11 protein-coding genes and 1 pseudogene are annotated in these 15,194 nt (G+C 70.5%); 4 read left to right on the forward strand and 8 right to left on the reverse strand.

Translation table 11 applies throughout. From position 1 onward, the window contains the following. Nucleotides 1-46 precede the first annotated feature (46 nt). From E1269_RS34445 to E1269_RS27180, 4 genes and pseudogenes are all read right to left on the reverse strand, one after another. Nucleotides 47-244, reverse strand: a pseudogene (locus E1269_RS34445) (glycosyltransferase family 2 protein); the annotation flags it as partial. Beyond that, a complete protein-coding gene (locus E1269_RS27170; protein WP_131900531.1) occupies nucleotides 244-1,884 on the reverse strand; it encodes a carbamoyltransferase family protein in 1,641 nt (546 codons plus the stop codon). The pseudogene E1269_RS34445 and the gene E1269_RS27170, both read right to left, overlap by 1 nt. Before the next feature lie 355 nt (nucleotides 1,885-2,239). After that, the gene (locus E1269_RS27175) at nucleotides 2,240-2,632 is read right to left on the reverse strand and encodes a hypothetical protein (RefSeq protein WP_131900507.1); all 393 of its coding nucleotides are present in this window, start codon (nucleotides 2,630-2,632) and stop codon (nucleotides 2,240-2,242) included. A gap of 67 nt (nucleotides 2,633-2,699) precedes the next feature. Beyond that, nucleotides 2,700-3,287: a CBS domain-containing protein gene (locus tag E1269_RS27180; RefSeq protein ID WP_203434124.1), complete on the reverse strand. Its 588-nt coding sequence runs from the start codon at nucleotides 3,285-3,287 to the stop codon at nucleotides 2,700-2,702. Nucleotides 3,288-4,105: 818 nt separating this feature from the next. On the opposite strand from E1269_RS27180, the gene E1269_RS27185 reads away from it, so the two are divergent. From E1269_RS27185 to E1269_RS27200, 4 genes are read left to right on the forward strand one after another with little or no spacing between them, the layout of a single operon-like run. Then, the gene (locus E1269_RS27185) at nucleotides 4,106-5,152 is read left to right on the forward strand and encodes a glycosyltransferase family 2 protein (protein WP_131900535.1); all 1,047 of its coding nucleotides are present in this window, start codon (nucleotides 4,106-4,108) and stop codon (nucleotides 5,150-5,152) included. Continuing rightward, the gene (locus tag E1269_RS27190; RefSeq protein WP_203434126.1) at nucleotides 5,149-6,300 is read left to right on the forward strand and encodes a glycosyltransferase family 4 protein; all 1,152 of its coding nucleotides are present in this window, start codon (nucleotides 5,149-5,151) and stop codon (nucleotides 6,298-6,300) included. Before E1269_RS27185 ends, E1269_RS27190 begins: the two co-directional genes overlap by 4 nt. Next, the gene (locus E1269_RS27195) at nucleotides 6,297-7,205 is read left to right on the forward strand and encodes a lysylphosphatidylglycerol synthase domain-containing protein (RefSeq protein ID WP_131900511.1); all 909 of its coding nucleotides are present in this window, start codon (nucleotides 6,297-6,299) and stop codon (nucleotides 7,203-7,205) included. The genes E1269_RS27190 and E1269_RS27195 overlap by 4 nt, the downstream gene beginning before the upstream one ends. A gap of 2 nt (nucleotides 7,206-7,207) precedes the next feature. Beyond that, nucleotides 7,208-8,857 (forward strand): DUF2142 domain-containing protein, encoded by a 1,650-nt coding sequence (locus E1269_RS27200; RefSeq protein WP_131900513.1) that lies wholly within the window; start codon nucleotides 7,208-7,210, stop codon nucleotides 8,855-8,857. A gap of 1,282 nt (nucleotides 8,858-10,139) precedes the next feature. Here the strand turns inward: E1269_RS27200 and E1269_RS27205 are convergent. The 4 genes from E1269_RS27205 to E1269_RS27220 form a co-directional block, all read right to left on the reverse strand. Further along, on the reverse strand, nucleotides 10,140-11,726 hold the full coding sequence (locus E1269_RS27205) for a glycosyltransferase family 39 protein (RefSeq protein ID WP_131900515.1): 1,587 nt from the start codon (nucleotides 11,724-11,726) through the stop codon (nucleotides 10,140-10,142). 79 nt (nucleotides 11,727-11,805) lie between these two features. Next, on the reverse strand, nucleotides 11,806-13,608 hold the full coding sequence (locus E1269_RS27210) for a CapA family protein (protein WP_162606653.1): 1,803 nt from the start codon (nucleotides 13,606-13,608) through the stop codon (nucleotides 11,806-11,808). 241 nt (nucleotides 13,609-13,849) lie between these two features. Then, a complete protein-coding gene (locus E1269_RS27215) occupies nucleotides 13,850-14,737 on the reverse strand; it encodes a carbohydrate ABC transporter permease (protein WP_131900519.1) in 888 nt (295 codons plus the stop codon). Next, on the reverse strand, nucleotides 14,738-15,194 hold a 457-nt coding region (locus E1269_RS27220), incomplete at its 5' end, for a carbohydrate ABC transporter permease (RefSeq protein WP_131900521.1).

The raw sequence follows: 15,194 nt of genomic DNA on the forward strand, positions 1-15,194 counted from the left end.
TCAGTCGCTCCACCCAGTCCGGCTCGGGCACGACGTCGTCGTCGGGGAAGCTCACCCACGGAGTGCGGGACTGCCGCCAGCCCCGGTTGCGCGCCGCCGCCGGACCGGACCGGGTGACGGAGTCGTCGATCACGAGGATGTCGGCTGGCCGCGGCCCGCTCACCTCGCGCAAGCGGCGCAGGAGCACGTCGAGGCTGTTCCGTCCGATCGTGGGGATGACGATGGTGTTAGACAGCCGGGGCATCAGGTCACCGCCGGCCTGCGGACGACGAACGGGCCGATCGCCAGTAAGTCGATAGGCGTGGAGCCGAAGCACTCCAGGGCGTCGCGCGGGCTGTCGACCATCGGCCGCCCGGCGGTGTTGAAGCTGGTGTTGATGACGACCGGGAGCCCGGTGCGATGTTCGAAGCATTCGAGCATCCGGGCCAGTAGCGGCTCGTCTGCCCGATGAACCGTCTGGATGCGGGCGGTTCCGTCGACGTGGACCGCCGCCGGTATGCGCGGGCGCCACGCCTGCGCCACGTCGTGGGTGAACAGCATGTAGGGCGAGGGCAGTGGACCGCGGGAGAACAGCTCCGCGGCCCGCACCGCGCTCACCATCGGTGCCACCGGCCGGAACTGCTCACGGCCCTTGATGTCGTTGAGCCGGCGCAGGTTCTCGACCCGGCCGGGATGAGCGAGCAGCGATCGGTGGCCGAGCGCTCGAGGCCCGTACTCGCTGCGGCCCTGGAACCACGCGACGATGCCGTCGGATTCGAGGCATTCGGCCACGGCATCCGCCAGGTCGGTTGGCCGTTCGTACGGTAGCCGCGCCTTGCGCAGGTGGTTCTCCAGCTCGTTGTCGGTCCACGACCGGCCCAGGTCGGCGCCGGGCATCGGCAAGAGCAGATCGCCGTCTGTATGTGCCACCTGCAGGGCGGCGCCGAGCGCGGTGCCGGCATCGCCGGCCGCGGGCTGTATCCAGACCTCGTCGTAGCCGCTGCGTTCGGCGACCACCGTGTTGGCGACGCAGTTCAGCGCCACCCCGCCGGCCATGGTCAGGCGATTGCCTCCAGTGTGGGCGCGTAACCAGCGAGCCAGCTCCACCAGGACCTCCTCCAACCGGCACTGCACGCTCGCCGCCAGGTCGGCGTGAGCCTGCGTCCACTCCTGGCCGGGCCGCCGGGCCGGCGCGTACGTGGCCCAGTCGACGGGTTCGGTCCGGAAGCCCCCGTCACCGGTGGTGTAGACGGCAGAGCGCAGAACGTCGACGTACCGCGGCGTGCCGTACGCCGCCAGGGCCATCACCTTGTATTCGTCGCTGCTGCGCAGGAAGCCCAGGTGCTCGGTGATGTCCTCGTAGAGCAGGCCGACCGAGTGCGGCAGCTGCTGTGTGGCCAGGGTCTTGAGAATGCCGGTGTCGTCGTAACAGCCGGCCAGGTGACTCGCACACTCGCCGCGACCGTCGAGCACTAGTACGTCGCACTGGTCGTACGGAGCGGCGAGGCCGGCCGACGCGGCATGCGCCACGTGGTGCGCAACGTAGCGCACCTTGCCTGGGCGGAGCCCCGGCAGCGCGGTCGCGATAAAGCCCGGCGCACGTTGGGCGTACGTCCGGCGCAGATGGTCCCAGGGATCGTGCAGGCACATCTCGGCGGCCGAGCGGGCCAGACCGGGATCGAAGGAGTAGCCAACGGCATCGAGATCCCACGGCGCGAGACCAGCCTGATCAAGGCACCAGCGGGCCGCCTGCTCGGGCAGCTCCCACGCCGAGAACGGGACCGGCCGCTTGCCGTGCTTGCGTCGGCTGAAGCGTTCCTCCTCGGCGGCCGCGACGATCTGGCCATCGATGACCAGTGCTGCCGCGGGATCGTGGAAGATCGCGTTGATGCCCAGCACCTTCATGCGGCCTACCCCCTTTGCGACCCTTGACGCACGCACCGAGAAGTGCCCACTTCGCCTGAATAGAAACGGCTCTCCCAAGAAGTGCTTCTCGCCCAGAACGCCCGGCCCGCCGTAGGGCACCGCATCACCCGTGGAGGAACCGGCCGGCGGCAAGCCAGTCCCCGCGCGGCCAGCAGGAGAACAGCAACACGACAACCGCGGCGAGCACGATCCCCCGGTAGCCAGCTACCTCGGCGTTGTCAGCTTCGTGATAGGAGGTCGAATCGTGTGGGGAGACTCGGAGGGCGGACGTTGCGCCGGTGCGGGCGCCGCGTGAACCGTGTGAGAACGGGTGACGAGAATACGGCGGCGTTCCCTACGGCGTTGCCGATCTCGCGCGTTCGACGGCAGCGTGCACGGGCTCGATCAGGTGCGCCACCTCGTCCAGCCATTGGCGTGATGGCAGGTCACCGGCTGGCGGCGTACGACACGACTCCTCAACCCACCGACCAACGGTCGGTATCAGATCCCGAAGCATCGCCTGGCGCTCCGCCGGAGTCGCTGTGTAGAGCGCCTGGTTGATCTCACCGATGGGGTCGGTCATGGCGTCGCACCTCCGTTCGTGCTCGTGCGACGTATCGCGGCCGTGCCATACCCTCACGTGGCCGACATAGTCGCCGACTGGCCGGATGTCGGCGGCGTAGCGGCGATTGTCGGGGACTTCGGGCCCGTTGCCTTCGGAGCGCTTGAGCTTGGGAACATCACACACGACTTGATGTTCGGCCTTCGACGGGCGCAGCAGCGCCTCGCTGACACGGAGATCGCGACTCCGCTGATCACAGATTCGGATCCCCAGCGCTGATCTCGGCGAGCGCCGAGTCGGGCCTTCGGACCTGCGCGAGGTCTCCCAACGACACGACGCCTACGGCGCGGCCGTCGTCCACGACCGGCAGCCGGCGCACTGCTCGCTCGCGCATCAGTTGGACTGCCTCTGCCACCGAGGCCTGCGGACGTGTGATCACGACCGGGTCCGCACTGGCCACGTGGGCTGCGAGCGTCGTTTCGGGATCGATTCCCTCGGCAATCACGCGGACTGCAAGGTCGCGGTCGGTGACAACTCCACGAAGGGCACCATCGTCGAGCACGAGCACGTCGCCGATGTGATGGTCGCGCATCGCCCGCGCCGCCTCGAGTACGGGCGCGGTGGGCGAGACACCGATGATCTCCCGCGTCATGACGTCGCCCACTGAGGTCGCGGCCATGACTCCCGCGGCGCTGTGAAGCAATGGATCGTCGTCGGCCGGTGGTTCAGGATCGCGCCATTCTTCGACTCGGCTGGACCGGTTGGCGCGAATGGTCCCCTGGAGTTCGTGTTTCAGCTGGTCGTCGTGGCGAGGACCGTGCTTGTCGCTTCCACGTTCCATCGAGACCGCTTCCCTTCGATGATGGACGTCGCCCGACTCAGTACCCTCTCGGGCGGCCCGCAACCGCCGCCGTCAGGAAGCGCGTCGTTCGCTTGCCGTGGACATGTAGGGCTGGCTTCGGACCACCTGGATCCGCCATCACCCACCGGAGCGTCTGGTCGGCCATCCCGGGGCCGTCTCGCGGGACGGAACGTCCGTCGACGTCTTCGCCATCGGCACGGACGGCACGGCGTGGCAGACCGCTCTACGCGACGAGCACTGGAGTGCGTGGGACGACCGCGGCTCGCCGCCCCCGGGGGTCGCGCCAGGAGCGTGTCGGCAGACGGCCGGCGCCCCACATCCGACGGCGTCGAAACCCGTCCGACACCGTATTTGCGCTGGTCCGGAGCGAACCAGCCGACCAGTGGGATCGTGCCGGAGCCGCGAGAGTCACCGTCGGAGTGACCGTAGCCCCGTGACGCTGAGGCCACGGTCCACCCCGAGGGCGTCAGGTCCGCTTGATAGTGCAGCGGCGAGCGTGTCGCACCACCTGTTTCCGGCGCGTCGGCGACCCAGGACACCGGTGCGCGTATATCCCTCGTGAACCTCCGAGGAACACTGCGTGCGCGTCGCCCTAACCGCTTCAGCGTGATCTCCCCCGTCTTGCACCCTGTCAGGGTGCGATACTCCACGTCCGCTCCGCTCCGTCGGTGTCTGGCTTCATCGGCCGGTCGACCGCGAACACCGTCGCGGTTCGCCGCGACGACCCGACGAACGTCCACCGCCCTCGGGCCGGCCCGCTCGCGACGTCGCGATCCGCGGTACCGCGCGAGGTTGTCATGAAGCTGTTCATCCAGATCCCGTGCCTCGATGAGGAGGGGACTCTCCCCCTCGTGCTCGAGTCGATCCCGCGTGAGATCCCAGGTGTGGACGAGATCCACGTGCTGGTGATCGACGACGGCTCGACCGACCGGACCGCCGAGGTGGCCCGCTCCTACGGCGCCGAGGTGCTCCGCCATCCGCGCACGATGGGGCTCGCCAGGTCTTTCCGCGACGGCGTCGACTACGCGCTGGAACACGGGGCCGACATCGTGGTGAACACCGACGGCGACAACCAGTACCCGCAGGAGCGCATCCCCGACCTGGTCTGGCCGGTGATCGCCGGCCAAGCCGACGTGGTGATCGCCGACCGGCAGACGGGCACCATCGGGCACTTCTCGCCGTTCAAGAAGGCGATGCAGAGGTTCGGCTCGCGAGTGGTGAACTTCGCCGCGGGCACGGACCTGCCGGACGCCGCCAGCGGCTTCCGTGCCTACTCACGCGCCGCGCTCCTGCGGCTCAATGTGGTCACGCAGTTCAGCTACTGCATGGAGACCATCATCCAGGCGGGCAACAAGCGCCTGGCGATCACCTCGTTGCAGATCGTGACCAACCCGAAGACCCGCGAGTCGCGCCTGTTCAAGAGCCACTGGCAGCACATGTACTTGTCCGGCCGGGCGATCGCCCGGTCCTACCTCATGTACCGGCCGAACGTGATCCTCAGCTGGATCGGCGTGCCGATGCTGGTGGCGGCGCTCGTGCCGTTCGTGCGGTTCTTCGTGTTCTGGCTCATGGGCGACGGTGACGGCCACGTCCAGTCCCTCGTCGTCGGAACCGCGCTGCTCGTGGGGGCGCTGCTGACCTTCGCGCTCCTCGTGATCGTCGACCTGCAGCGCACCAACCGCATTCTCCTGGAGGAGACCCTCGAACGGATCAAGGCGCTCCAGTACGGGGACGCGTGGCGCGACCCGGGGACGGCCGGTGCCGTGGGCAGGCCGTCGGACGGCGCGCCGGATCTGGTGCGGCAGGCGGAGGACCTGGCCGCCAGCGAGGTCGTCGCATCGTGAGAGTGGTCGCGTTCGGGACGTACGACGTCACGGCGCACCCGAGGGTCCAGGTACTCATCGACGGACTGCGCGAGCGCGGGATCGACGTCCGCGAGATCGCCGAGCCTCTCGGCCTCGACACCGCGAGGCGAGTGGAGCTGCTGAAGAAGCCGTGGCTGGTACCCGTCCTCGCCGTGCGTCTGGGCCGACGGTGGCTCACGCTCACCGGCCGCGCGCTCCGGCTCGGCCGCGACGAGCGCCCGAGCCACGTGCTCGTCGGGTACCTCGGCCACTTCGACGTGCTGCTCGCCCGGGTCCTCTTCCCGTCCGCCACCGTCGTGCTGGACCACCTGGTCTTCGCCGCCGGCACCGCCCGCGACCGCGGCGTGGGCGCCGGCGGTCGGACCCTGCTGCTGTCGGGCCTCGACCGGCTCGCGATCGCGGCCGCGGACGTCGTCGTCACCGACACGGCCGAGCACGCCGCGCAGGTGCCGGCGCGACGAAGGGACGACGCCGTCGTCGTCCCCGTCGGTGCGACGCAGGCATGGTTCGACTCCGGAGCGCGAGCCGAGGCGTCGATGACGCGTGCGGCCGACGACGGCGCACTCGGGGTGGTCTTCTTCGGCCTGTTCACGCCACTCCAGGGCACCACGGTGATCGCCGAGGCGCTTCGCCTGCTCGATCGCCGCGGCGTCAGGGTCCGAGCGACGTTGGTGGGGTCCGGGCAGGACGCCGCCGCCGTGCGGGCGAACCTGGCCGGGATCGACCCCGTGGACGGCACGGTCGAGGTGACCTGGCACGACTGGGTCCAGGCCACGGACCTCCCGGATCTAGTGGCCGCACACGACGTCTGCCTCGGGATCTTCGGCACCACGAGCAAGGCGCTCGCCGTCGTCCCGAACAAGGTGTACCAGGGCACGGCGGCCGGGTGCGCGGTCGTTACGAGCGACACCGGGCCGCAGCGGCGCGCGTTCGGCGACGGGGCCACCTTCGTCCCGCCCGGGGACGCCGAGGCGCTCGCCACCGCGATCGAGACCTTCATCGACCGCTCCGTGCTCGCTCGGGCGAGAGCCGCCGGCCGCGCGGTCGCCCACCGGTTCACCGCCCGTGCCGTCGTCGCGCCGCTCGTCGAGGCCCTGGGCGCGGCGCCCACGACGCCCGCCCGATGACACGGCTGCTCGCGCTCTCGCGCAACCGGTGGGCGCGGCGGGCGTTCCTCGTCCTGGCGCTCGCCGCGGCGGCCTGGGCGACCGCCAGCCGGTGGGACGAGGTCCGCGACGCCTGGTCTGCGTTGCCCCCGCTGACGGTGCTGGCGGCGTTCGCCGTTTCGCTCGCCTACGTTCTCGCCACCATGGTCTCCTGGCGTGCGGTCCTGAGCGATCTCGGCTCGACGGTGCCGCTGGGGTCGGCGGCACGGATGTTCTTCCTCTCCCAGCTCGGCAAGTACCTGCCCGGCGGGGTGTGGAACCTCGTCGCCGCGGCCGAGATCGGGGCCGACCTGGCGATCCCGCGACGCCGGTCGGTGACGGTCATGGCCGTGGCGCTGCTGGTCTCGATCGTCACCGGGCTGCTGGTCGCCGTCGTCGCGGTCCTCGCCGGACCTGACGACGTCCGTGACACGTACGGCCCGGCGATGCTCACGCTCCCCCTGCTGGTCGTGCTCCTGCTGCCGCCCGTGACGAACCGGCTGCTCGGGCTCGTGCTACGGCTGCTGAGCCGTCCGCCACTCGACCACCCGCTGAGTGCGACCGGCGTCGCCGGGGCGTCGGCGTGGGCGCTCCTGGCATGGCTCCTGGCGGGCCTGCACACCTGGCTGCTCGCCACCGCGCTCGGGGCGGAGGCAACGCCCGCGACGGCGGCGCTCGCGACCGGCGCGTACGCGCTCGCCTGGGCGGTGGGTCTCCTCGTCGTGGTCGTCCCCGCCGGGCTGGGCGTGCGCGAGGCCGTGCTCGGGCTCGTCCTCGCCGATCAACTGGACGGCGGCGCCGTGGTCGTGGCCGTGCTCGCCTCACGGGTGCTCATGACCGCGGCGGACCTCACGCTCGGCCTCGCGGCGGCGAGGAGGAGGCGCTAGCCGTGCACGAGGCCACCGGCTACCGGGCCGCGCTCACCGCGATCACGCTGCTGGTGGTCGCGGTGGCGGGCTGCTGGGCGGTGCTCACGCCCGCGTTCCGCGCCCCTGACGAGCCGCAGCACGTCAACAGCGTGCTCCGCCTCACCTACGGCGGTGGCTGGCCCGCGCCCGGCGAGGCGCTCATGGGCCGCGCGATGGATGTCGCCCCCCAGCAGGCGGCGCTGGAATCCGACATCCCGTCGCGGCATCTGAACCGTGACGACGTCGTCCAGTACACCGACCTCGATCCCGTCCCGGACCAACAGCGCCTCGAGGTATCGGCGAAGAACGCTCTCCCCGAGCCCGGGAGCATCGTCCGGAGCCTCGACACCGTGGATCAGATGACCCAGCACCCGCCGCTCTACTACGCGGCCGCGGCGACCTGGCTGCGGGCCACCGGGACGGCGGAGGCCCGCTGGGACCAGCTGCTGCTGTCCCTGCGCCTGTTCGACGTCGCGCTGCTCGCGCCGCTGCCGCTCCTCGCCGCCGCGGCGGCGCGCACCCTCCTGGGGGACCGCCCGGAAGCGCGGCCGACGGCACTCGTCGCCGCCGTGGGCGTGCTGTTCGTCCCGATGTCGGCGCACATCCTCTCGGCGGTCACCAACGACGCCCTGGTCACGCTCTCGGGCGCCGTCATCACCTGGCTCGTCGCACGGGTCCTCACCGGCGACCTTCGGTGGTGGACGGCGACCGGGCTCGGGCTCGCGCTCGGCATCGGGCTCCTCACCAAGGTGATGGCCGCGTTCGCCGTGCCCATGGTGATCCTGGCGTACCTCCTGGCCGGGCCCGCCGGACGGCGCGTGCTCACGGACCTCCGTCGGACGTGGTGGCCGCGGACGGCACGCGTGCTCGTCGTGGGTGTGGTCGCGTTCGCCGTCGGCGGGTGGTGGTGGCTGCGCAACCTGCTCGTGCTCGGCGCCGTCCAGCCCGTGGGGATCCCCGAGCGGTGGGAGCCGGCACCGAGCGCGGGGCTCGGCTACTTCGTCACCACGGTCCTCACCGCCTTCACCCGCTCCTTCTTCGGCGACTTCGGTTGGCTCGAGCTGCGCGTGCCGCCCCCGGTGTACTGGAGCGGCGCCACGATCGTGGCGGCGCTGTGCGTGGCGGGGTTGGTACGCCGGGACTCTCGCAAGGACGCCGCGGTGCTGCTGCTCCTGCCCGTCGCGCTGTGGGGCGGCGTGGTGGTCAACGCGTGGCGTCACTACGTGCAGACCGGCTGGATCACCGCGATCCAGGGACGCTACCTGTTCGTGGGGCTCGCGGCGCTGGCCGCGGTGGCGGCGCTCGGGCTCCGTCCGCGCACCGGGGCGGTGCCATGGTTCGTCGCCGGCGGCGCCCTGGCGGCCGCGGTGTCCCTGGCGTTCGGGTTCCGAGGCATGTACTGGGGCGACCGGGAGAGCGCGTCCGACGCGGCGGCGCGCCTGGCCGGGTGGAGCCCGCTCTCACCGGGTCAGCTCGTGGCGGTCGGTGCGCTGACGCTCGTCGTGGCCGCGGTGGCCGTCGTGGCCTGCGTGCGGTTCGCCGTCGTCGAGAGAACCAGGCGTGCCGTCCCGACGGCGGCGACCGCCGCCAGCACCGCCACCGCGACCGATGGGGCGAGCGGCTCGGTGTAGTACCAGAACTCGTCTGGCGGTGTCGTGAGCTCGACCACGACCCATCCGGCGAGATCCGCGAGCGTGATCGCCGTCCACACGGACACCAGCAGGCGGGGCCGAGCGGTGAATCCGGCGGCGATCGCCAAGCAGACCGGGAGCGATACCGGCAGCAGGTAGCGCGGGTACACGCCGCCACCGTTGGAGGCGAACACCACCTGCATCGTCACCAGCACCACCACCGGCAGGGCGAGCAGGAGACGCAGCGCGAGCCGGTCGGTGGCCGGGACGTCGCTGGAATCGCGGCGGTGGCGGACGGCTCGGACCAGGGCGATCGCGATCGGGATCCACACGAGCACGATGCCGGTGACGATCATCGTGTCCGTCACATACGCGGTCCGGGGTGGCTCCTGGCCCGCCCACCAGAACAGGTTCGGCAGCCGCAGCCAGGTGACGTACTCGACCAGCACGAGCCAGAGGGGTTTCGACGACCTGCCCTGGTGCTCGTAGGACCAGTCGAAGTGCGATCCCGTGACGGTGCCGGTCAGCTCGACGTTGCGGACGTAGAACCAGCCCGCCGTGGCCAGGACGAGAACGGGCCCGCCCAGCGCGAGACCGACGACCGGCGGCCACCGCCCCCGTCCCTGTTCTGCCCGGACGAGCCCGGCGAGCCCGGCCACGCCCGCGACGACGACGGCGACGACCCCCGCCGAGAGCCGCGTGAGCGCCGCTCCACTCGCGAGGAGCGAGAGCGCCAGGACGAGCCGGGCGTCCAAGCCACGCCTGATCGCCGCCGCCGCGACGCCGAACGTGGCCGTCACGAAGACGGCCGCGAGGAGATCGTTGTAGCCGGAGCCACCGGTGTGGGACTTCGCCGCCATCGTCGCGACGACGAAGGCGGCCACCGCCGGGACGGCGCTGCCGGGCGAACAGATCCTTCTCGCGCTGGCGTGCGCGACAAGCACCAAGACCCCGGAGAGCAGCACGTTCACGCCTCGGGCGGCGTACACCGCCGCCACCGGGTCGCCCGCCTCCGCGAGCGGTCCGACGATCGAGGCGACGAGCAGGTAGTACAGGGGCGGATGCTGCGCCGTCCACTGGACCGGGGCGAGCCACGCCCCCGCCGGGCGGTGCTCGAGACCGTCCTCGAAGACGGGGAGCTCGCCCTGCCACACCTGGTAGGCGTAGTCGATGTGCGGGGCCTCGTCACCGGTTACGTACGGCGCCTGGACCAGCGCCGCAACGGCCGAGAGGAGGATCGCGGTGAGCACGGCGAGCGGCAGGAGCGTGCGGGGCGCGGGCGTCACGCTACGGGCTCCTTCATCCGCTGCGGCTGGACCGGCGAGATGGCCTCCCGGATCGCCCACCGTGCGAGGAGTCCCGCGGCCGCCAGCCCGGCCACCAGCACGACACCGAGCAGCACCGGCGGGAACGGATACCAGTAGGCGATCGCCTCGACGGCGCGCGCGATGGCCCCGAGACTGCCCGCACGCGTGTCCGCAGGCAGCCAGTAAAGGGCCCAAACGTCGTGCCAGAACGCCGTATGGATTGCCACGGCGAGCGCGAGGAGACCCGGGAGGACCCACCGCCGCCGCGCCAGCGCGAGCGGCGCGGCCCCGGCGACAGCGACGACCATCAGCCCGACGATGCCCGGAAACAGATAGCGGCCCTGCTGCGCCGCCGCGATGTTCCCGAACGCCGCGAACTGCTCCCACGAGCCGCGCGCGACGATCCCGGCGAGTGCGGGGACCGGGAACAGGAGGACCAGCGCGATCGAACGGGGAACGGAGCGGTGCACGAGCGCGGCACCGATACCGACCACGACCACGACCAGGACGACCCGGGCCATCCACCAGGAGCTGTCGAGCGAGCGGGAGGAGTCGTGGTCGTTGACGAAGAAGAGCGTCACCATGCGCTCGGCGAAGCGCGCCAGCCAGTCCCACCCGCCGTCGGACCAGCCATGGACGGGCGTGAGGTCCGGCGGTTCGGTGTGCGTGCCATGCGGCTGGAGCGTGCCGTGGACGACCACGTTCCGCAGCCACCACAGCGCTCCCGGCACGCCGGCCGCGCCCGCCACGAGCAGCCCGCGGACGGCGGCGACGCTCCGCCGCTCCCGCGCACCCGCGACCACGTAGGCGAAGACGATCCACGCCGGCATCAAGAGCGCGAAGCCCTTGGTCAGCAGCGCAAGGCTGGTGACGAGCCCGAGGAGAGCGCCCGTTCGCCACCGGAGGTCACCGGTGAGAACCCTGGCCACGAGGTAGGTGGCCGCCGCGGCGAGGACGATCAGCAGGTTGTCGTTGTTGATCGACGACTCGATGTGCGTGAGCTCGGGGACGACGAGCGGTGTCGCGGCAGCCACGACGGGCAGTGGCTCCGCGAGCCCGAGGCGCTTCGCGGTGAGAAAGAGAAGGATCGGCAATGACGCGGTGAGCAGCGCATTGCCCCAGCGCAGGAGCATCCACACGGCGTCGAAGGGTTGGTCCGCCCAGCCCGGGATCGTGGTCACGACGGCCGCGCCCAGCAGGTAGTACAGCGGCGGGTGCTGGATGAGCTGATTGCGGTGTCCGTCGGTCAGGGTGCTGCCACCGGCCTCGGCGTAGGACGGACGTTCGCCGCGCTGAGGGACGTCGTCGCGGTCGGCGAGATGCTGCTCGGCGGCAAGGCGGTCCACGGGGACGAAGTAGCCGGCCTCGATGCCCTCGGTCATGAATGCGGTTCCGGGGTCCGGCCACGGCCACGCCATGCCCTCAACCACCTGCACGACGAGGTCCACCTGCTGACGCTCGTCAGGAGACCGCGCGTTCGGGAAGACGGCGGTCTGCGTGAGCGCGACGGCCAGGTGCACGAAGGCGATCAGCCACACGACCGTGGGCACCGCACGCCTCATGGCCAGGAGCCTAGATGGCACGGCCCGGTCGCCGGCCGGGTGATTCCGGCTGTTCGGCCAGTGTTCTCCAAGCCCGGCGCTAGGGACGGCCGGGTGCGCTGAAGTGCTGGTAGTCCGGGTCGGAGAACAGGCCGCCCCATTCCCAGCCGATCCGGTCGAACGCCCGGCGTACGACGTCGCCGTCACGAATGACGCCGGGCTGCGCCGGCGCGTGCGCGGAACGGTCCACGTCGACGAACGGGACGGCGGCTGGCGGCTGTACGTCGGCACCCACGACGTACGGGTTCTGGACCGGATTGATGTCGATGGCACGCCCGTAGGCGTGGTCGGACCAGTGCGACTGGCCGGCGACGCGGCGGCAGTTGTAGCCGGACGTGTTGTTGGCCGCCATGGATCTGTCGTCGTCGCCACCGTACTCGTCGACGAGCAGCATCCGCTCGATCGGGAACCTGTCGGCGTACAGCGCGGCGAACACGTCGACGACGTCGGATGCGACGTCCGCGTGCACCACCAGCTCCCCCCGGCGCGCGCGACCGTCGAACCCGACATGGGTGACGACGACGTGCCGCAGGTCGGCGAGCGAGACCGGACACGTCTCGGGGTCGTGGCTGCGCATGCCGAGACGCACCGATGGATCGATGTGGTCGATGGACGACGCGAAGTCGGGAAGCCGCTCCTCGGCGCCGTCGGGAGCTGCCCGCTGGTCGGCCGCGCCGGACTCGCCTGTCGTCGCCGCGCCGGTGCCGGGCCCGGGGGCCAGGTCGGTGCAGCCCCGCAGGTTCTGCCACGCTGTGACCGCGGAGGACCGTGCGCTGTCGGTCAGCGGTATCGGGTCGCCGCCCTCGGGGAGGAACCGCCCTGGCAGCCACTCGTCACTGACGACCTCGCCCCCACGTACGGAGAGACGGAGCACACCGGTCTCCGAGCGTCGGCCGTTGTACCAGTAGAAGTTCCCGAGCCCGTAGCTGACGTAGGTGGAGCCCTGCAGACCGGCACCGAGGGGCATGTGCGTATGGGTACCGACCACGATGTCCGCTCCGGCCGTGCCGAGCATTCTGGCCAGGCTCTGTTGGGTCGCGGTGGGGCAGACGCTGTACTCCTCACCCCAGTGCAGATAGACGACCACGAGGTCGTCGGTCTCCGCCGACTCGCGGACGGCGGCCGTGAGCGTCGCGGCCCCTGGACCGCGCGCCGACGCGATACCCGGCCCGGTTCCGGGGGCTGCCGCCCAGATGGCGTCCGCGCTCTCGCGCGGGGACGCATCGGCGGCATGGACGGCGATGTCGGTGCCCTTCACCTTGACGCGGTACGGCGCGAACGCCTGGCGGTCGTGTCGCCCGACGCCGACGACGGCCACCTCGCCGTTCTCTGCGGCCAGAATGGTGTCGCTCAGGCCGGTCGGGCCGAAGTCCGCCCCGTGGTTGTTGGCCACGGACACGACGTCGACTCCGGACCGATGGAGCAGGTCGAGAGCAGCCGGCCCGGTGCGGAACCAGTAGCGGTTCGACGGGTCCTCGAGCTCCTTGCGGGTCGGAGCGCCCCTCAGTGTCACTGCCGACTCGAGGTTGACCATCGCCAGGTCAGCGTCGCGCAGAACGTCCGACATCGGGCCGAGCGTGGCGTCGGGGTTCGACGGGACGTCGCTGTACGCACCCTCGAAGTGCACGTCGCCGGCGAAGGCGAGCCGCACGGTCGGGACGGTCGGGGCGTCGCCCGGGGACGTATTCGCCGGGGCGCTGCTCGGGGAACGGGTGGCGACCGAGCGCTCGCGCGGCTCGTGGGCCGACGCCGGCCCGACCGGAGCCTCGGCCGCGACCGCGCCGGGGATCAGGGAGGCCGCGGCGATGCCAGCCACAAGAGCGAGGCGGGAACGTCTCGGCATGATCACCATCATAAAAGCGGCGAATCACCCACGCTCCGATACGGCTCACGGTTTGACGTGATCCAACGAAATGATCACGTTCAGCAGGATCACCCGAGCCTCACCATGATTGCGAGCATGGTGCGACACGAGATCTCGTGCTGAACGTGATCATTCGGGGTACCACGCACCCCACGGAAGCAGCGGAAGTGGCGGCGTCCCGGACGGCTACCTGACGGTGCCGGTCCCAAGAGGTCATCGATCAGTGTGAGCCGGGCAGTCCGCCTTGGACGCCGGCGAGGAAGTATTTGGACAGGAAGGTGAACAGGAGGAGCAGGGGGAGGCTGGCGAGCATGTAGCCGGCGAACATGGGCCCGTAGTCGGTGCCGGCTTGGCCTTGGAAGAACAGCAGCCCGACCGAGACGGTGCGCAGCTCGTTCTCGGTGATGGTGAGCAGCGGCCAGAAGAAGTCGTTCCACACCCCGTTGATGGTGATCAGCGCGACGGTCCCGATCACCGGTAGCGACAGCGGCAGCGTGATCGCGGTGAACAGCCGCGCCGCGCCGGCCCCGTCCACCCGGGCGGCATCGAACAGTTCCTGCGGGATGCCCTCGATGAACGTCTTCATCAAAATGGTCCCGATCACCACCCCGCCGGCCACGTGCGGGATGATCAGCACCGGGTAGGTGTTGAGCAGATCCAAATCGCGCATCATCACGAACAACGGGATCAGGCTGGAGATGCTGGGCACCATCATCAACACCGCGATCGCGGCGAAGAAGAACCCCCGCCCCGGGAACCGATACCGGGCCAGCACGAACCCGGCCAGCAACGACAACACCACGATCGCCACGATCGACACCGCCGCCACCACGATCGAGGCCACCATGTAGGGACGGATCTGCTCCCACGCGGTGGCGTAGTTCCCCCAGTGCAGCGGCAACACCGGCACCCAGTAGCTCTGCGCGAACTGCAGGTTGTCCTTCACCGACGTGCTCAACATGAACACGTACGGGAACAGGCTCACCACCACCAACACACCCAGGGCGGCCTTGATCCCCCACTGCCGGCGCCGCCACCGCCGCGGCCGCGTCGTCGCCGGCACCCGGCCCGACACAGCGCTGGTGGGGGTCTCGATCACCGCGCTCATCTACAGACCCCGCACATTCGTCGCCGCCGGGTCCGAACGACGGGCGAACACCACCACCGCGCTCAACACCAACGTCACCACGAACAACGTCGTGGACAACGTCGCGGCATACCCCCAGTCCTGCCCCTGGAACGCCACATTGATCATCCGCAGCACCGGCACCATCGTCGCGTTGTCCGGCCCACCCGAGGTCACGATGTAGGCCATGAACCCGTACTGCAACGTCGAGATCACCGCCAAGAAGAACAACAACCGCACCTGCCGGGCCATCAACGGCAGATCCACCGCGACAAACCGGCGCACCCGCCCCACCCCATCCAACGCCGCGGCCTCGAAAATCTCCCGCGGCACATTCCGCAACGTCGAATAGAAGATCAGAAACGGCAACCCGGCAATGAACGGGAACCCCACGAACAACAACGACCACAACGCAAACGACGGATCCCCCACCCAGTTC

The organism is Jiangella asiatica (assembly GCF_004349065.1).
In the GTDB taxonomy this organism is placed as follows: domain Bacteria; phylum Actinomycetota; class Actinomycetes; order Jiangellales; family Jiangellaceae; genus Jiangella; species Jiangella asiatica.